Here is a 17,020-nt window from a genome sequence, read left to right on the forward strand (position 1 = left end):
TGTCGAAGGCGGGGCACTGTGGGTTTGCGGGGTGTGAGCCGCATGGATGCGGCGATCAAGGCTACATGGACGTACTTGCGCCGTCCCCGCAAACCCACAGTGCCCCGCCATCCCACGGAATGCACGCTGTTGCTTCGGCCGTTGCCGTTGCGTCTGCAGGTGCAGGGCGCAGCCCTGCCGAAAACCCTACTTTACCCGACGACCCGAACGGTCGATGCGGAACCGCTCTCCGCCTTCCATCGGCGTGTGGCCATCGGCATCCGGCGTGCCGCGCCGGCAGCCATTGCAGACTTCGGCCACGCCATCCTGGAACGGCCAACCGAAATCGAAGGTGCCGGGCACCACCTGGCGGAACTTCAGATCGAAGTAGGCCACGCGGTTGCCGACGCGGGCGCGCAGCAGGCCTTCCTGCGGTGTTTCCGGACCGTTGTCCCAGGTCAGTACCGGCAGGCTGCGGCCCTTGCGGTTGACGTAGTGGAAGCCCTGGTCGGCGTACACCACGGCCAGGCCATGGTCGTCGTAATTCAGGTCCTTCAAGGTGTCGGCACTGATCTTCGGCCGGTGATCGACCACTTCGCAGTTGGGCAGCGGCCACAACCCGTGTTCGTCGGTCAGCAGCTTGCACGCCGGTGCCTGTGCCGCTGCATTGGCACTGACCAGCACGCCAAGCAGGACCAGCGACCGCGCGAAGCGGCCGCTGGCAGGAGCAGGGTAGGCCTGCCTCACGATCACTTGGCCTCGGCCTTGCGCTCGAATGCGGTCGGCGCCGGCAGCTGCACCGGCACGCCCCTGTCATCGCAGGTGCCGGCCTGGCACAGGCGTTCGCGCAGGGCCGGGGTGGCCTGCACGATCATGTGGTAGATCGCGTTCTGTTCCAGCGTGCCGCGGATCGCATTGCTGCCCGGGCCGCGTGCCCAGATACCGACGTCTTCGCCGCCGTGCGACTCGGACTTCATCGGCACCAGTGCTTCCTGCATGTAGTCCGGATGCTCGGTGTCGACCTCGCGCAGGTTCGGGCGGCCGTTGGCCGGTTCGAAGCTGCTCGGGTTGTGCGGGTAACGCTTCGGACCGGCCGGCTGCTGGTTGCTGCTGCCGGTATGGCCCGGGCCATTGGCGTAGCTCAGGGTGGTGTACGGCTGGCCGGTGCCGTCCAGCGCGTAGTCGAGCTTGCCGGCGCCATCTTCGCCGCCCTTGTCCTTCACCTTGCCCAGGATCGGGTTGCCGCGCGCCGGGTAGCCGACGAAGTTCAGGGTGTGCGAGTGGTCGGCGGTGACGATGATCAGGGTGTCGTCGGCCGAGGTCAGTTCGTTGGCCACGCGCACCGCGTCGGACAGCGCCACGGTCTCGGTCAGCGCCCGGTAGGCGTTGCCGCTGTGGTTGGCGTGGTCGATGCGCGCGCCTTCGATCATCAGCACGTAGCCTTCCTGGTGCTTGGCCAGATTCTTGATCGCGGCGGCAGTCAGTTCGGCCAGGCTCGGCTCACCGCCCGGATCCTGCGGACGCTCGTATTCGTAGCGCATGTGGTCCGGCTCGAACAGGCCAAGGATGGCCGGCGCATTCGCGGCGGCGGCCAGCTGCTTGCTGTTCCACACGTAGGCACCCTGCGGATGCGCCTGCTGCCATTCCTGCACCAGGCTGCGGCCGTCCAGGCGCTGGCCGACCTTGTCGTCGTACTCGGGATCGCGCTCTTCCACGGTGGTGAACTCACCACGACCACCGCCGAGGGCGACCAGCGGGCCACGGCCATAGCGCGAGGTCGACAGCAGCTGCTGGGCGATGTCCTTGCAGCCGGCGGCCTTCGCGGCTTCGGTCAGGTCGGTGTCGTTTTCCCAGTTGCGCTCGGGCGAGTGCGCGTAGGTGGCGGCCGGAGTGGCATGGGTCAGGCGTGCGGTGGACACCACACCGGTGGCCAGGCCGGCGCTGTCGGCCAGCTGCAGCCAGGTCAGCAGGCCCTTGGACAGGCTGTCGGCGCAGTCGGTGCGGCTGCCGGCGCTGACGCCGATCGCGCCCATGTGGGTCTTCACGCCGGTGGTGATGGCGGTCATGGTGCCGGCCGAATCCGGGGTCTGCGAATCGGTGTTGTAGGTCTTGCTGAAGGCCGTGGCCGGGAAGCGCTCCCAGGACAGCAGGTTCTCTTCACCTGAGCCGCCCTTCTGCTGGCCTTCGTAGATGCGCGAGGCGGCCACCGTGGTCAGGCTCATGCCGTCGCCGAGGAACAGGATGACGTTCTTGGCCTTGCCGGACATCGCGCCGTTGGCGGCGGCCTGGGCGGCGCCGCTGCGGTACCACCACTGCGGGGTCTCGCCGGCCGGATGGGCAACGGGGTCGACGGCGACCTTCAGGCCGGCCGGGGCGGACGCGGGGGCGGTGCTGGCGCAGGCGCCCAGCAGCAGGGTGGTGGCGCAGGCGGCCAACAGGGAGACGGAACGGCGCATGGACGCTGGGATCTCACAAACTGTAACGGGACGTTCATTATGCCCGCCCTCGCAAGGCACGCCGATGACACACTGATTTGCCGGCCGGGCGGTCGTTCTGCGGGCCGCCTTGGGCTATCGTGCCAGCATCCCTTCCTTCCCCTCTGGATTGCCTATGAAGCTGGTCTCTGCCTGGCTGCGGATTCCATTCTGGCAGCGCGTGGTCGGTGGCTTCGTGCTCGGCGCGCTGGCCGGCTGGGCGCTCGGCCCGGCCGCGGAAACGTGGTTCGGCCCGCTCGGCGAGCTGTACGTCACCCTGATCAAGATGATCGCCGTGCCGCTGGTGTTCTTCGCGGTCATCAACGCAATCTCGTCGCTGCACGGCCAGAAGTCGGTCGCCGCGCTCAGTGGCCGCACCTTCCTGTGGTTCGTGATCACCGCCGCGTTGGCGGTGTGCGTCGGCCTGGGCGTGGGTACCGTGCTGCAGCCCGGCGCCGGTGGCCTGCAGCTGTCGATGGCCAGCAACTACGTGCCGCGCGAAGTGCCCAGCGTGGTGCAGGTGCTGCTGGACGTGGTGCCGGCCAATGTCTTCTACGCGCTGTCCGGCATCGGCACCAAGGTCAATGCGGCCGGTGAGACCGTGCTGGCTGCCGGTCGCGGCTCGATCCTGCCGGTGATCTTCTTCGCCGGCCTGGTGGGCTTTGCCATCGTCAAGCTGGGCGAGAAGGTGACCGAGGCGCGCAAGCTGGTCGGGCAGATGAGCGACATCATGATCCAGGTGACCCGCTTCGTGCTGGAAGTCACCCCGATCGGTACCTTCGGCCTGATCGCCGGCCTGGTCGGCAGCTACGGCTTCGAGAAGCTGCTGCCGCTGGGGCATTTCGTGCTGGCGCTGTACGTGGCCTGCGCCCTGCACATCGTGGTGGTCTACAGCGCACTGCTGCTGGCGCACGGCCTGAACCCGTTGAAGTTCTTCCGTGGCGCGGCGCCGGGCATGCAGGTCGCCTTCGTCAGCTCGTCCAGCTTCGCAGCGATGCCGGTGGCGCTGCGCTCGATCACCCACAACCTGGGCGTGAACAAGGACTACGGTTCGTTCGCGGTGCCGCTGGGTGCCAGCATCAAGATGGATGGCTGCGGCGCGATCTACCCGGCGCTGTGCGCGGTGTTCATCGCGCAGTACAGCGGTGTGCCGCTGACCCCGGAGCAGTACGTGGTGGTGCTGATTGCCTCGGTGCTGGGCAGCTTCGGTACCGCCGGCGTGCCGGGTACCGCGGTGATCATGGCCACGGTGGTGCTGAGCGCAGCCAACCTGCCGCTGGAGACCATCGGCTACCTGTATGCCATCGACCGCATCCTGGACATGATGCGTACGATGACGAATGTGACGGGCCAGATGCTGGTGCCGGTGATCGTGGCCAAGGAAACCGGCCTGCTTGACCAGGCGGTGTATGACAACCCGTCCAGCAATGTGGGTGTGGATGATCCCGACCCGACACCGCCACGCGCCTGAGGTTGCGTGGAGATGAAAGGCCCGCCCTGAACGGCGGGCTTTTTGTTTTGGAGCTGACTGGCGCGGTGCCGATCAGGGTAGGTCCCCGGTAGATCCACGCCATGCGTGGATGGCCGCAGTGCCGACCAACGGTCGGCACCCACTGGGGCAGGTGGCGCAGTGCCGGCCAAGGTCGGCACCCAGTGGGGGCGCAAACAAAAAAGCCGCTGCAGGGCAGCGGCTTTCTCGTGTGAGGCGGCGCGGTAGCGCCAACCGGTCAGATCAGAGATCGACCCGGCGGGCCTGCATGAACTTGTTGCCCCAGTAGCCGCTGAGCAGGGTGTCCACGCGGACGTCCTTGCCGGAGCTCGGTGCGTGCAGGAAGCGGCCATCGCCAACATAGATGCCGACGTGGTCGACGCGGCCCTTGCGGCCGAAGAACACCAAGTCACCGGCAGCCAGTGCGGTGCGGTCGTTGATCAGTTCGGCGTTGTCGTCGTGTGCCATCTCGCGCGACACGCGCGGCAGCTCGATGCCCAGGGCCGAGCGGAACACGTAACCGACCAGGCCGCTGCAGTCGAAACCGCTGTCCGGGTTGCTGCCACCCCAACGGTACGGGGTGCCCAGCAGGGTCATCGCGCGGCGCAGCAGCGATTGCACCTTGCCGTTGTCGGCGGCGGTGCCGACAACGCTGCCATTGGCGGCGCTGCTGGTGTCGTAGTTGGCGAGCAGGCGGCTGAGATCACCGGCTACCACGGCCGAGCGGTCCATCAGCGGAATGGTGTCGTTGGCAGCCAGATGCGGCAGCAGGGCGGCCAGCGTGGCGCTGGCGGCGGCATCGACGCGGCTGCGCTGCGGAGCGGCAGCCTCGGCCTTGGCGGCCGGTCGGGCGGTGCTCTCGGCCACCGGGGCCGGGGTCACATCGGAACGGTTCGGAGCAGTCTGCGACCAGGCCGGAAGGCTGGTCAGACACAGTGCCAGGCCAAGCAACAGCGGGCGGGCACTACGTGAAGATACGGAAGTCTGGCCTTCGCTTTTCAGGTCGTCAGTCGTCACGCGTCGGTCACAGGAAAAAAACGATGGGGCATCATGCCCTGTAAAAGCGGCAATAAGTTAAAAATTCCGTTAGTAAATCGTTAGTTGCATGGTGATGTGCGTCACAATTTTGAACATATCGCCTGTTCATCTTAGCGAAGGACGCGTTTCGCCCCGGTGTAGTGGTCCTTCCAGTACGGACCGCTGAGCGAGTCCAGCCGGACCGTGCCACCGGTGCTCGGCGCGTGCACGAAGCGCCCTTCACCCACATAAATGCCGACATGGGTGACGCTGCCGCGGCTGCCGAAGAACACCAGGTCGCCGGTGGCCAGGCGCTGCGGGTCGATCTTCGGGCCCTGTACCGCCGCCAGGTCGCGCGAGGTGCGCGGCAGTTTCAGGTCCAGCATCTCGCGGTAGACGTAGGCCACCAGGCCGCTGCAGTCGAAGCCGGAGTCGGGGGTATTGCCGCCATAGCGATAGGGGGTGCCGACCAGGCTGATGGCGCGCATCAGCACCGAGTTTGCCGCCTCGGGATTGTCCGGCACGGTCTTCGGCCAGTTCGCGGTCGGCGGGGGCGGCGCGGGTCGGGTGGCCTTGCCGCCGCCGCAGGCGGTCATCAGCACGGGCAGGGCCAGCAGCAGGGCCGGGGCGAGGAGCCGGCGCAGGCCGGACGAAACTGGCGTGATGTGCATGATCTCCGGATAATGCGCCACCTTAGGATTGGCCGTCATGATGGCGGCGTCCCCGCCGGGCGACAACCCGCCCCAACCCGCCTGCCTCCGGCAGATCCAGACAGAGTTGCGCATGAAGATCGAAAAAGACCGCGTTGTCCGCTTCCACTACACCGTTTCCGAAGTCGGCCAGGAGCCGATCGAATCGTCCAAGGACCGCGGCGAGCCGCTGGCGATCCTGATCGGCCACGGCAACATCATCCCGGGCCTGGAAAACGCCATGATGGACAAGGAAGCCGGCGCGACCTTCAGCGTCGACGTCAACGCTGCCGATGCCTACGGCGAGCGCCGTGAGGGCCTGTCCCAGCGCGTGCCGAAGAAGCACTTCGGCAACACCAAGCTGGCTCCGGGCCAGCAGGTCGTGCTGCAGACCAACTTCGGCCCGCGTGCGGTGACCGTGCAGAAGGTCGGCATGAGCGTCGTCGACGTCGACCTGAACCATCCGATGGCCGGCAAGGACCTGCACTTCGACGTGGAGATCGTCGATGTACGCGAAGCCGGCAAGGAAGAAATCGACCACGGCCACGTCCACGGCGACGGCGGTCACCAGCACTGATCGCAGCGCGATCGTGATGGCAGCAACGGCCCGCTTCGGCGGGCCGTTGCGTTTGTGGAACACGGCGCGGCCATCCATGGCGCGCAGGCCGGCGGCATAATGGCGGACCTGCCCGACGGACGCCCTGTGAACGCCGCTTCTCCTTCCCTGCAGCCGGTGGCTTCCGGCGAACGCATCGCCGTGCTTGACGTGCTGCGCGGTGCTGCGCTGCTGGGCATCCTGCTGATGAACATCGAGGCCTTCAGCGGGCCGCTGGATCTGGCGTTCACCGGCATCGACGTGCATTGGCAGGGCATCGACTACTGGGCCGATGCCTTTGTCTACGTGTTCGTGCAGGGCAAGTTCTTCACCCTGTTCTCGTTGCTGTTCGGTGCCGGCTTCGCGGTGATGGCGCAGCGCGCTGAGGCCGCCGGGCGCGACTTCACCCCGTTCTACCTGCGCCGCAGCGCTGGCTTGCTGCTGATCGGTCTGTGCCATGCACTGCTGGTCTGGTCCGGCGACATTCTGGTGATGTATGCACTGATCTCGTTGCCGCTGCTGGCGTGCCGCGAGGCGCCACGCAGCTGGCTGCCGTGGATGGGGCTGATGGTCTACCTCGGCGGTGTGGCGATGATGCTGCTGGTCGGCGCGATGGTGTCGATGGCTTCGGCCGAAGATGTGCAGGGCATGCTTGCTGAGGCGCAGCGGAGCATTGAGCTGCAGCGGCAGGTGTACGGGCAGGGCAGCTGGGCGCAGGCCAATGTGCAGCGCCTGAATGAGTTCGGTACGTCGATGGGGGCGCTGCTGATCACCGGCCCGGAAGTGCTGGGCATGTTCCTGATCGGCAGCTGGTTCGCCGGCAGTGGCGCGCTGGCGGCGCCGGAGCGCTTCCCGCGGCTGTACGCGTCGCTGCGCTGGATCGCGTTGCCGCTGGGCCTGCTGGTCACGTTGATCGGCGTCGCCTGGAAACCCTACCTGGCACCGGGCGCCTACAACCTTCCAGTGACGGCGGCGATGGGCCTGGTGACCATAGGCGGCCTGCCGATGTGCCTGGGCTATCTGGCGTGGATCGTGCACTGGCGCACGCGGCTGGCCTGGCTGGCGCCGGTGGGGCGCATGGCGCTGACACATTACCTGGCGCAGTCGCTGGTCTGCACGCTGCTTTTCTATCACTACGGACTGGGATGGTTCGAGGTGATGCCGCGCAGCGTGCAGCTGCTGTTCGCACTACTGCTGTTCGCTGTGCAGGTGGGCATTTCGCACGCGTGGTTGCGCCGCTTCCGTTTCGGGCCGATGGAATGGCTGTGGCGTGCGATGACCTACCGGCAGTGGCCGCCGATGCGGCGCGGGGCCGGGCAGGGCTGATCGATGCAGGGCGCGCGCGAGGATGTGATCGTGGTCGGCGCCGGTGCCATTGGACTGGCCGTCGCGCTCGCGCTGCGCGCACAGGGCCGGCAGGTACGCGTGATCGACCGTGGGCGTGTCGGCGGCGCGACCTCGCATGGCAACTGCGGCACCATCACCCCCAGCCACGCGCCGCCGCTGCCAGCGCCTGGCGTACCGTTGCGCGCGCTGCGCTGGATGCTCGATCCGCGTGCGCCGTTGTACGTGCGTACGCGACTGGACCCTGCATTGTGGCGCTGGCTGCTGCAGTTCAGCGCACGCTGCAATGCCCGCGACTGGCTGCAGGCCACGCGCGCCCGCGCTGCGCTGCTGAATGATTCCCGGCTGCGCCTGGCACAGTGGGTGCAGGTGCATGCGCTGGACTGCGAATTCGATATCCGCGGTCTGGACTACGTGTTTGGCGATGCCCGCAATTTCGATCACCACGCCGCTGAGTGTGAGGCACTGAACGCGCAGGGCATCGCCACGGCGCGCATCGATGGCGCCGACTATGCGCGCGACAATCCAGCTTTCCATGATCGCATTGCCGGCGCGATCCACTTCCCCGGCGATGCGCAGCTGCGTCCGGACCGCTACACCGCCGAACTGGCGCGCGTGCTGCGCGCACAGGGCGTGGTGATTGAAGAGCACTCGGACGTGCAGGATTTCAGCGCCGACGCGCAGGGTGTGTGCGTGCACGTCGGCGAACGCACGCTGCACGCACGCGAGCTGGTGCTGGCCACCGGGCCGTGGTCGCCGCACTGGGCACAGCAACTGGATCTGCGCGTGCCGATCCAGCCCGGCAAGGGCTATTCGCTGACCTGGTCGCGACCGGTGCAGGTGCCGCAGCGCCCGGTGGTGCTGAAGGACCATTCCGTGTTCGTGATTGCTTGGCGCGAAGCGTTGCGACTGGGCGGCACCATGGAATTCGCCGGTGCCGAACCGCAGCTGCGCACGGCCCGCCTGCAGGCCCTGCAGCAGGCCGCCGACCACTACCTGCGCGCGCCACGCGGTGCGCAGCTGCAGGAGCAGTGGTGCGGGTGGCGCCCCATGAGCGTGGACGACGTGCCGTTGATCGGCCGCGCGCCTGCGCATCCTCACGTCTGGCTTGCAGCGGGGCATGGCATGCTCGGCATCAGCATGAGCGCCGGCACCGGCCAGCTGATCGCCGATCTCGTCTGCGGCCGCACGCCAGCGATCGATCCTGCCCCTTACCGACCCGAGCGATTCCGATGAGCACTGCATCCTTTGATTACGACCTGATCGTCCTTGGCGGCGGCTCCGCCGGCCTGGCCGGTGCGATCCGCGCCGCGCAGCACGGCAAGCGCGTGGCCATGCTGGAGCCCGGTGAGCTGGGCGGGACCTGCGTCAATGTTGGCTGCGTGCCGAAGAAGGCGATGTGGCTGGCGGCCGACCTGCACGAGCGCATCGGTCTGGCCAGCGCGATGGGCTTCGATGTCGAGGCGCGCCCGGCGCTGTCGTGGAAGGAACTGGTGATCCACCGCCAGGCCTATATCAGCAACATCCACACCAGCTACCACAAACGCCTGGATGAGACCGGCGTGGTGCGCATTCCGGCGCGCGGCCATCTGCTCGATGCGCATACCGTGGCCTGCAGTGATGGCGTGCGTTACAGCGCGGAGCACATCCTGATCGCCACCGGCGCGCACCCGCTGCGTCCAGATATCCCCGGCGCGGAACTGGGCCTGGTCTCCGATGATTTCTTCGACCTGCGTGCGGCGCCGGCCGAGGTGGCGATCATCGGCGGTGGCTACATCGCGGTGGAGCTGGCCGGCCTGCTGCAGGCACTGGGCAGCAAGGTGAGCCTGCTGGTGCGTGGCCAACGGCTGCTGGATCGCTTCGACTACGAGCTGACTGATCAGCTGGCCGAGAACCTGAAGCAGCAGGGCGTGCGCATCCATTTCGGCTATCGCCTGCGCGAACTGCAGCGCGATGGTGAACGCGTACGTGCGTTCGGCCATGACGGCCCGCTCGACAGCGTGTTCGACGCGGTGTTCTTCGCCACCGGCCGCCGCGGCAACAGTCGTGATCTGGGCCTGGAAGCGCTCGGCATCGGCATTGGCGAACATCAGCAGGTGCAGGTGGACGAATGGCAGACCACCAGCGTGCCGAGCGTGCACGCGGTGGGTGACATCGCCGGCAAAGTCGGCCTGACTCCGGTGGCGGTGGCGGCGTCGCGGCGCCTGATGGATCGCCTGTTCGGTGGCCGCCCGCAGTCGAAGATGGATTACGAGAATGTGGCCAGCGTGGTGTTCTCGCACCCGCCGCTGGGTGCGGTGGGCATGAGCGAGGAAGAAGCGCGCGCGCGTTTCGACCAGGTGAGCGTTTACCACAGCCGTTTCCGACCGATGCTGCAGGCGCTGGCCAACGGTACACAGCGCAGCCTGTTCAAGATGGTCTGCGCCGGCCCGGAAGAACGCGTGGTGGGTATCCACCTGCTGGGCGAAGCGGCCGACGAGATCCTGCAGGGTTTCGCGGTGGCGGTGAAGATGGGCGCGACCAAGGCCCAGTTCGATGACACCGTGGCGATCCACCCGACCTCGGCTGAGGAAGTGGTGCTGATGCGCTGACCTGCGGTTGCTGCAGAGCCGAGCCCATGCTCGGCCGTCGCTCTTTGTAGAGTCGAGCCATGCTCGACTGCGGTGGAAAGACAGTCGAGCATGGCTCGACTCTACAAGGCGGGCACCGGACGCCCCCGTGCGACAATGGGCGCCCCCACGCTTTCCCGGGCCGCTCCGAGCGGCCCGCCGTCGTCCTGATGTCCAATCCCGCTTCCCGTATCGCCACCGCCTCCCCACGCATTGCGCTGGGGGGTATCGGCCTGGCCGCGATCGGCGCCATCGCTGCTTCCGGCAAGGCGATCATTGTCAAGCTCGGCCTGCGTCACGGCGTGGATGCCACCACGCTGCTTGCCCTGCGCATGCTGATGGCGCTGCCGCTGTTCGTACTGATGGCGCTGTGGGCCGCGCGTCGGGCCGAACCACTGTCCTGGGCCGACCGTGCCCGCGTGCTGTGGCTGGGTTTCACCGGCTACTACCTGTCCAGCCTGCTCGACTTCCAGGGCCTGCAGTACATCAGCGTGACGCTGGAACGGCTGATCCTGTACTTGAACCCGACCCTGGTGCTGCTGATCAACGTGCTGCTGGCGCGCCAGCGGCCGGGCCGATGGCAGATCGGCGCGCTGGTGCTGAGTTATCTGGGCGTGCTGCTGGCGTTCGGCCATGACCTGCAGCGCGAGGGTGGGCAGATCATCGTTGGCAGCCTGCTGGTGCTGGGCAGTGCGCTCAGCTATGCGCTGTACCTGTTCGGCAGCGGGCAGGTGGTCGCGCGTATCGGAGCGGTGCGGCTGACCGCTTACGCCAGCTGCGTGGCCAGCGTGCTGGTGCTGCTGCATTTCGCGGTGACCCATCCGCTGCCGCTGTTGTGGCAGGCGCCTGCGGCGGTGCAGTGGTTGTCGCTGGTCAATGCCACCGTGTGCACGGTGCTGCCAGTGCTGGCGATCATGCTGGCGGTGCAGCGCGTGGGTTCGTCGCTGGCCGCGCAGGTCGGTATGCTGGGCCCTGTTTCCACCATCGTGATGAGCCTATGGCTGCTCGACGAACCGATGGGGCCGGCGCAGATCGCCGGCACCGTGCTGGTGCTGATCGGCGTTCTGCTGGTAACCCGCCTGCGGCGCTGACGCCTGAGCAGGCGCGCGCGCGCATCCTGGCGGTGATCCGCGCGATCCCGGCGGGGCAGGTGATGGGCTATGGGCAGGTGGCGCTGCGCGCGGGCCTGCCCGGGCGTGCGCGCCTGACCGCGCGCATCCTCGGCCAGAACGATGACCCGGACCTGCCCTGGCACCGCGTGCTGCGCTCGGATGGGCGCATCGCCATGGAAGAAGGGTCGGCCGGCTGGCGCGAGCAGTCGCAGCGGCTGCGTGCCGAGGGCGTGGTGGTCGAGAATGGCCGGGTGCGGATGCCAGCGACCGATCCGGCGGCAGCGCTGGATGCGGCCGTGTGGGGCCCGGGCTGAGCACCGCTGGCGACTGAACAGGCTACTCCTGCCGGTCGCCAACAAGACACGGTGCTGCGGCTATGATGGAGGCCGTTCCATGCCGGTGCTCCCATGTTCCCGCGACTGCCAACCGTCACCAAGGCCCTGCTGATCGCCAACGCGATCCTGTTCCTGCTGCAGCAGCCGTTCCTGCTCGGCATGCAGACCTTCGAGCCGTTCATGCTGCAGCCGTTGCAGCAGGGCTTCGATGCGTTCTCGCCGGGCGGCAATTTCCAGCCGTGGCAGCTGCTGACCTATGGCTTCCTGCATGGCAGCTTCGGCCATCTGTTCTTCAACATGCTGGCGGTCTTCATGTTCGGCGCGCCGCTGGAGCAGACCTGGGGCGAGAAGCGCTTCCTGCTCTATTACCTGGTGTGCGTGGCCGGTGCAGGTGTCTGCCAGCTGCTGGTGGGTACGCTGCTGGAAAACCCGGCCACGGTGCTGGGTGCTTCCGGTGGCGTGTTCGGCCTGCTGCTGGCCTACGGCATGCTGTTCCCCAACCAGCGGGTGATGCTGCTGTTCCCGCCGATCCCGATGAAGGCACGGACCTTCGTGATCCTGTTCGGTGTGGGCGAGCTGGTGCTGGGCATGACCGGCTGGCAGCCCGGCGTGGCCCACTTCGCGCACCTCGGTGGCATGCTGTTCGGCTGGTTGCTGATCCGCTACTGGCGCGGGCAGCCGCCGTTCAACAAGCGCCGCCCGCCTGGCCCGCCGAAGCGCCCCAACCATCTGCGCAGCGTCAAATGATCCGAAGGATCATTTGACGCTGTAGGTGCCAACCTAGGTTGGCACGCTTTGAATGGGATCATTTGACGCGGTAGGTGCCGACCGTTGGTCGGCACACCTCTACCCATCCTGCAGCACCACCTGCGCGGCATTGTGCCCGGGCGCACCGGTGACGCCACCACCGGGATGGGTGCCCGCACCGCACAGGTACAGGCCGGGCAGGGCACCGCGATAGCCGGCTTGGCCGACCATCGGCCGTGCCGAGAACAACTGGTTGGCACTGAGCGCACCGTGGAAAATGTCGCCACCGACCAGGCCGAAGGTGCGTTCCAGATCCAGCGGCGACAGCACCTGCCGACCGAGCACGCTGCCGGCAAAGCCGGGCGCATACCGTTCGACGGTGGCAATCATCAGGTCCGCCACAGTCTCGCGGTGATCATCCCAGTTGCGCCCGTCGGGCAGTACCGGCGCCACGTGCTGGCAGAACAGGCTGGCCACATGCTGCCCGCGCGGCGCCAGTGAATCATCCAGCGTGCTCGGAATCAGCATCTCTACGATCGGTTCGCGCGACCAGCCTTCGCGGCGCGCATCCAGCCAGGCGCGGTCCATGTAGTCCAGGCTGGGGGCCATGATGATGCCGGCGCTGAGGTGATCGCCGGGGCCGGGCAGGGCACGGAAGTCCGGTAACCGCGACAGCGCCACGTTCATCCGGAAGGTGCCGGAACCGCAGCGCCAGTTCGTCATGCGTTCGCGTGTGGCAGCGGGTACCTGCGTCGGCTCCAGCAGCTGTTCGTACAGCAGCTTCGGATTGACGTTGGCCACCACCGCGCGTGCACGCAGGGTTTCGCCGTTGACCAGTTCCACCCCCACGGCGCGGCCTTGTTCGGTCAGTACCTGTTGCACACCGGCATCCACGCGCAGTTCGGCCCCGGCCTCGCGCGCCGCACTGGCGATGGCCTGGCTGATCGCGCCCATGCCGCCGATCGCGTGGCCCCACGCACCTTTTACGCCATTGCACTGGCCGAATACGTGGTGCAGCAGTACGTAGGCACTGCCCGCTGTATACGGGCTTGCGTAGTTGCCGACGATGCCATCGAAGCCGAACAGCGCCTTGATCGGCGCGCTCTCGAACCAGCGGTCCAGGTATTCCGTCGCCGACAGCGTGAACAGGTCCAGAAGCTCCTGCCGCAGCGGCGCATCCAGTGCCGCCAGTTCGCGGCCGAGCTTCCCCATCTGCCACAGTGCGGGCAGCGCACGCCAACCGCCTGCTACGCCCAGGTCGGGCGGCGCGCGCAGGGCCCATGCGCGCAGTACGTCGGCGAAGATTTCCAGGCGTGCCTCGTACGCGGGCAAGCGCTGCGCATCCCGCTCGGAGAACTTGGCCACCTCGGCCTGAGTGCGGCCAGGTGCCGACAACAGATAGCGGTCGTCGGGCAATGGCAGGAAGTTGTTGGCCGGACGCGCGACGATGCGCAGCCCATGCGCATGCAGCTGCAGGTCGTCGATCACCTTCGGCTGCAGCAGCGAGACCGTGTACGAGGCGACTGAATTGCGGAAGCCGGGATGGAATTCCTCGGTGACTGCAGCGCCGCCAAGAACGCCGCGACGTTCCAGCACCAGCACCTTCTTTCCGGCACGTGCCAGATAGGCCGCGCAGACCAGGCCGTTGTGGCCACCGCCAACGATGATCGCATCCCAGGTCATCTGCACCTCGGGAAAAGGGGACGGAGGGGATTAAGTCGCAATTCGCATGGGGTCACCGGCAATGGGGAAAAAACGACTTAAACCCCTCCGTCCCCTTTTTTGATCGCTGCTTCGATGGTGGCGATGTCGATCTTCTTCATCGGCATCATCGCGTTGAAGGCGCGCTTGGCCAATGCCTTGTCCTTGCTGGTCACCGCTTCGATCAGCATGCGTGGGCTGATCTGCCAGGAGATGCCCCAGCGGTCCTTGCACCAGCCGCATTGGCTCTCCTGGCCACCGTTGCCGACGATCGCATTCCACAGGCGGTCGGTCTCGGCCTGGTCCTCGGTCTGGATCTGGAAGGAAAACGCTTCGCTGTGCTTGAACGCGGTGCCACCGTTGAGGCCGACGCAGGGGATGCCGCAGACCGTGAATTCAACGGTCAGTACGTTGCCTTCCTTGCCGTCCGGATAGTCACCGGGGGCGTGATGCACGGCGGTCACCGCGCTGTCGGGCAGGATGCTGGCGTAGAAGGTGGCGGCCTCGAGTGCGCCGTTGTCATACCAGACACAGATCGTGTTCTTGTGTGCCATGTCGGGGCTCCACGTTGGACGAAGCCGCAGCGATAGCATGCGCGGTGTTAATCCGGGATCGTGCTGCACCTGCAAAAAAGGAGGGCGCCCGAAGGCGCCCTCTGCGTTACCCGTGTGGCAGCTGGATCAGCGCCAGACCTTGATCTGCTCGGCTTCACTGCGCTGCATCGGCTGGCCGGCCTTGCAGCTGAAGGTGGCGCCGAAGGCCGGCAGGTTGGCCAGCGTGCCGTTGCTGCGCCACAGGCCCGGTGCACGGATGTCGGCGGTCAGGCGACGTACGGCCTCGTTCGGCGCCAGCTGCTGCGCCCACAGCGCAGACCAAGCGCGGAAGAAGCCCTGCTGCTGGGCCTGCTTGGCCTTCGGCTCCTGCGCGACATACGCCGCCCAGGCCAGTTCCAGACCGGCGATGTCGGCCAGGTTCTCTTCCTGGGTGAGCGTGCCGTTGACCTTGGCACCCTTCACGCCCGGGAAGTCGTAGGCGCTGTACTGCGCGGCTACGCGGTTACCGAGCAGGGCCCAGGCGGTCTTGTCGGCCGGGGTCCACCAGCTGCGCAGCTCGCCCTTGGCGTCGACCAGCGCGCCCTTGGCATCGATCGCGCGGGTCAGCTCATGGCCGACCAGGCCACCGAAGCTGCCGAACTTGTCGGCAGCGTCGGCCTTGGCGTTGAACACCGGGCCCTGCAGGATCGCGGCGGTGACGATCAGGCGGTTCTGGGCCAGATCGTAGGCCAGCGAAGGCTGCTGCGGCAGCACGTCCCAGCGACGGTCGGCGTTGCCCTTGCCGATGCGCTTCATTTCCTCGCGATGGCGCCAGGTCGAAGCAATCAGCATGTTGCCACCGAACGAACCGCGGCCCATCGGCTGCACGCTGTAGTCGAGGTCGCGCAGCGGGGTGCCGATCTCGATCTTCAGCGCAGCCAGCTTGGCCTGCGCTTCGGCCTTGGCTTCGGTGCTCATCCAGCTGCTGTTCTTGACCGCTTCGATCTGCACTTCGCGCACCTTGTCGACGATCCACGCCGCCTGGCGACGATCTTCGGCGGACAGGTAACGGGCGGCGTATTCGCGACCGACCATCGGGCCAGCGGCTACGTTGATCGCCTCCAGCACGTCTTCCCAGCGCTGCGGCGGCAGGGTTTCGCCACGCAGCACGCGGCCGCGGAATTCGAACTCGGCATCGCGGTAGGCCTTGGACAGGTACGGTGCCATCGAGTCGCCCACGCGCCAGCGCAGGTAGGCCTTCCACTGGTCCGGCTTGAGCTTGGTGACCATGCCGTCGAGCTGCTTGAACAGGCTCGGGTCGGCCAGCGAGACCAAGTCGTCATCCACGCCCTGTGCTTTCAGGAAGGCATCCAGCTGCAGGTTGCGGTAGCGGCTGTTGAGCTCCTTGGTGGAGATCGGCGCGTAGTTGTTGAACGGGTTGTTGATGCCGGCCAGCGACTGCGCATTGCGTGCCAGCTCGGTTTCCAGCGCGATCACCGCCTGCGACTCGGCATCCAGCTTGGCCGCCGGGGTGCCGGTCAGTGCCAGGATCTGCTTGACGTAGTTGCGGTAGCGGCCCATCAGCGCCACGGTGTCGGCGTCGGTACGGGTATAGAACGCCGGATCCGGCAGGCCCATGCCGCCCTGCATGAAGTAGCCGATGTGACGGTCCAGTGCTTTCAGATCGACGTCGGGGCCGAAGTTGAATGCCACCGGGATGCCGACCTGGTGCAGTGCGGCGATCGAGGCCGGCACATCCTTGGCCTTCTTGATGGCGTTGATGCGGGTCAGCAGCGGGGCGATCGGGTTGGAGCCGTCTGCTTCCACGGCCGCTTCGTCCAGGCCACTGGCCCAGAAGTCACCCAGCAGCTTCTGCACGTTGCCCTGCGGCGCCTTCATCGCTGCGTCGAGCAGTTCACGCTGCTGCTGGCGGCTGCGGTCGACCAGCTGGCCCAGCGCGGTGGTGGCGCCGGTCTGCGGCACCGGGTTGGCCTTCAGCCAGCCTGCATTGGTGGCGTCGTAGAAGTCGCTGCACTGGGCACTGACAGCCGGGGCACGCGCGGCCTTTTTCTTGGCGGCGAACGCATCGTGGGTCGGGACCAGAGTCGCCAGGCTGATGCCCAGGGCGATGGCAAGCGGACGGAAATTGGGCATGTGGAACGAATCCGTGATGGATTGAGGGCGCGCGCACTATAGCAAGCCGCGCATGGGCGCGGCATGCACGCATCACGGCGCATCCGCCGGGCATGGCCCGGCGCTACCGGGTGTGTGGCATCGACACCGCATGCACGCATCACGGTGGCTCCGCCGTGCCGTGCGTCGACCAAGGTCGGCATCTACCAACGGCGTGGGCCTGCACAGGCGCAGCAGATCCACGCCATGCGTGGATGACGGGC

15 protein-coding genes are annotated in these 17,020 nt (G+C 67.0%); 8 read left to right on the forward strand and 7 right to left on the reverse strand.

Going from position 1 to position 17,020, the window contains the following annotated elements; translation table 11 throughout:
- Positions 1 to 186: 186 nt before the first annotated feature.
- The gene (locus tag R1L06_RS08065) at positions 187 to 732 is read right to left on the reverse strand and encodes a WG repeat-containing protein (protein WP_164080556.1); all 546 of its coding nucleotides are present in this window, start codon (positions 730 to 732) and stop codon (positions 187 to 189) included.
- Positions 729 to 2,435 carry an alkaline phosphatase gene (locus R1L06_RS08070; RefSeq protein WP_317217395.1) on the reverse strand — a complete coding sequence of 569 codons (1,707 nt, stop codon included), beginning with the start codon at positions 2,433 to 2,435 and terminating at the stop codon, positions 729 to 731. Before R1L06_RS08070 ends, R1L06_RS08065 begins: the two co-directional genes overlap by 4 nt.
- A gap of 154 nt (positions 2,436 to 2,589) precedes the next feature.
- On the opposite strand from R1L06_RS08070, the gene R1L06_RS08075 reads away from it, so the two are divergent.
- Positions 2,590 to 3,924, forward strand: a complete 1,335-nt coding sequence (locus R1L06_RS08075) for a dicarboxylate/amino acid:cation symporter (protein WP_006381938.1) — start codon at positions 2,590 to 2,592, stop codon at positions 3,922 to 3,924.
- 261 nt (positions 3,925 to 4,185) lie between these two features.
- On the opposite strand, the gene R1L06_RS08080 is transcribed toward R1L06_RS08075, so the two are convergent.
- Positions 4,186 to 4,959, reverse strand: coding sequence for a C40 family peptidase (locus tag R1L06_RS08080; protein WP_005414115.1), 774 nt, complete (start codon positions 4,957 to 4,959; stop codon positions 4,186 to 4,188).
- Positions 4,960 to 5,090: 131 nt separating this feature from the next.
- Entirely contained in the window at positions 5,091 to 5,669 is a 579-nt protein-coding gene (locus R1L06_RS08085) for a C40 family peptidase (RefSeq protein WP_065428014.1), read from the reverse strand.
- Between the two features lie 73 nt (positions 5,670 to 5,742).
- On the opposite strand from R1L06_RS08085, the gene R1L06_RS08090 reads away from it, so the two are divergent.
- From R1L06_RS08090 to R1L06_RS08120, 7 genes are all read left to right on the forward strand, one after another.
- On the forward strand, positions 5,743 to 6,225 hold the full coding sequence (locus tag R1L06_RS08090) for an FKBP-type peptidyl-prolyl cis-trans isomerase (RefSeq protein ID WP_049398704.1): 483 nt from the start codon (positions 5,743 to 5,745) through the stop codon (positions 6,223 to 6,225).
- 99 nt (positions 6,226 to 6,324) lie between these two features.
- On the forward strand, positions 6,325 to 7,569 hold the full coding sequence (locus R1L06_RS08095; RefSeq protein ID WP_317217397.1) for a DUF418 domain-containing protein: 1,245 nt from the start codon (positions 6,325 to 6,327) through the stop codon (positions 7,567 to 7,569).
- A 3-nt stretch (positions 7,570 to 7,572) separates the two neighbouring features.
- A complete protein-coding gene (locus tag R1L06_RS08100) occupies positions 7,573 to 8,823 on the forward strand; it encodes an NAD(P)/FAD-dependent oxidoreductase (protein WP_317217398.1) in 1,251 nt (416 codons plus the stop codon).
- Positions 8,820 to 10,178 carry a glutathione-disulfide reductase gene (gorA, locus tag R1L06_RS08105; protein ID WP_317217399.1) on the forward strand — a complete coding sequence of 453 codons (1,359 nt, stop codon included), beginning with the start codon at positions 8,820 to 8,822 and terminating at the stop codon, positions 10,176 to 10,178. Before R1L06_RS08100 ends, gorA begins: the two co-directional genes overlap by 4 nt.
- A gap of 188 nt (positions 10,179 to 10,366) precedes the next feature.
- On the forward strand, positions 10,367 to 11,287 hold the full coding sequence (locus tag R1L06_RS08110) for a DMT family transporter (RefSeq protein WP_164080550.1): 921 nt from the start codon (positions 10,367 to 10,369) through the stop codon (positions 11,285 to 11,287).
- Positions 11,194 to 11,622: an MGMT family protein gene (locus R1L06_RS08115; RefSeq protein WP_373695414.1), complete on the forward strand. Its 429-nt coding sequence runs from the start codon at positions 11,194 to 11,196 to the stop codon at positions 11,620 to 11,622. Before R1L06_RS08110 ends, R1L06_RS08115 begins: the two co-directional genes overlap by 94 nt.
- A gap of 93 nt (positions 11,623 to 11,715) precedes the next feature.
- A complete protein-coding gene (locus tag R1L06_RS08120; protein ID WP_005410509.1) occupies positions 11,716 to 12,390 on the forward strand; it encodes a rhomboid family intramembrane serine protease in 675 nt (224 codons plus the stop codon).
- 99 nt (positions 12,391 to 12,489) lie between these two features.
- On the opposite strand, the gene R1L06_RS08125 is transcribed toward R1L06_RS08120, so the two are convergent.
- The 3 genes from R1L06_RS08125 to R1L06_RS08135 all read right to left on the reverse strand — a co-directional run bounded on the left by R1L06_RS08125 (position 12,490) and on the right by R1L06_RS08135 (position 16,778).
- Positions 12,490 to 14,073 carry a phytoene desaturase family protein gene (locus R1L06_RS08125; protein ID WP_317217400.1) on the reverse strand — a complete coding sequence of 528 codons (1,584 nt, stop codon included), beginning with the start codon at positions 14,071 to 14,073 and terminating at the stop codon, positions 12,490 to 12,492.
- Positions 14,074 to 14,150: 77 nt separating this feature from the next.
- Entirely contained in the window at positions 14,151 to 14,645 is a 495-nt protein-coding gene (locus R1L06_RS08130; RefSeq protein ID WP_317217401.1) for a VOC family protein, read from the reverse strand.
- A gap of 126 nt (positions 14,646 to 14,771) precedes the next feature.
- Complete coding sequence (locus R1L06_RS08135; RefSeq protein WP_317217403.1) at positions 14,772 to 16,778, reverse strand: M13 family metallopeptidase; 2,007 nt, start codon at positions 16,776 to 16,778, stop codon at positions 14,772 to 14,774.
- Positions 16,779 to 17,020: the final 242 nt, after the last annotated feature.

The organism is Stenotrophomonas mexicanensis (genome assembly GCF_032911605.1).
Lineage (GTDB): Bacteria > Pseudomonadota > Gammaproteobacteria > Xanthomonadales > Xanthomonadaceae > Stenotrophomonas > Stenotrophomonas maltophilia_A.

Coding starts and splice junctions, on each gene's coding strand:
- R1L06_RS08070 (WP_317217395.1), bottom strand. CDS start 2,435: ATGCGCCGTTCCGTCTCCCTGTTGGCCGCCTGCGCCACCACCCTGCTG.
- R1L06_RS08075 (WP_006381938.1), top strand. CDS start 2,590: ATGAAGCTGGTCTCTGCCTGGCTGCGGATTCCATTCTGGCAGCGCGTG.
- R1L06_RS08085 (WP_065428014.1), bottom strand. CDS start 5,669: ATGACGGCCAATCCTAAGGTGGCGCATTATCCGGAGATCATGCACATC.
- R1L06_RS08090 (WP_049398704.1), top strand. CDS start 5,743: ATGAAGATCGAAAAAGACCGCGTTGTCCGCTTCCACTACACCGTTTCC.
- R1L06_RS08095 (WP_317217397.1), top strand. CDS start 6,325: ATGGCGGACCTGCCCGACGGACGCCCTGTGAACGCCGCTTCTCCTTCC.
- R1L06_RS08100 (WP_317217398.1), top strand. CDS start 7,573: ATGCAGGGCGCGCGCGAGGATGTGATCGTGGTCGGCGCCGGTGCCATT.
- gorA (WP_317217399.1), top strand. CDS start 8,820: ATGAGCACTGCATCCTTTGATTACGACCTGATCGTCCTTGGCGGCGGC.
- R1L06_RS08110 (WP_164080550.1), top strand. CDS start 10,367: ATGTCCAATCCCGCTTCCCGTATCGCCACCGCCTCCCCACGCATTGCG.
- R1L06_RS08115 (WP_373695414.1), top strand. CDS start 11,194: ATGGCTGCTCGACGAACCGATGGGGCCGGCGCAGATCGCCGGCACCGT.
- R1L06_RS08120 (WP_005410509.1), top strand. CDS start 11,716: ATGTTCCCGCGACTGCCAACCGTCACCAAGGCCCTGCTGATCGCCAAC.
- R1L06_RS08125 (WP_317217400.1), bottom strand. CDS start 14,073: ATGACCTGGGATGCGATCATCGTTGGCGGTGGCCACAACGGCCTGGTC.
- R1L06_RS08130 (WP_317217401.1), bottom strand. CDS start 14,645: ATGGCACACAAGAACACGATCTGTGTCTGGTATGACAACGGCGCACTC.
- R1L06_RS08135 (WP_317217403.1), bottom strand. CDS start 16,778: ATGCCCAATTTCCGTCCGCTTGCCATCGCCCTGGGCATCAGCCTGGCG.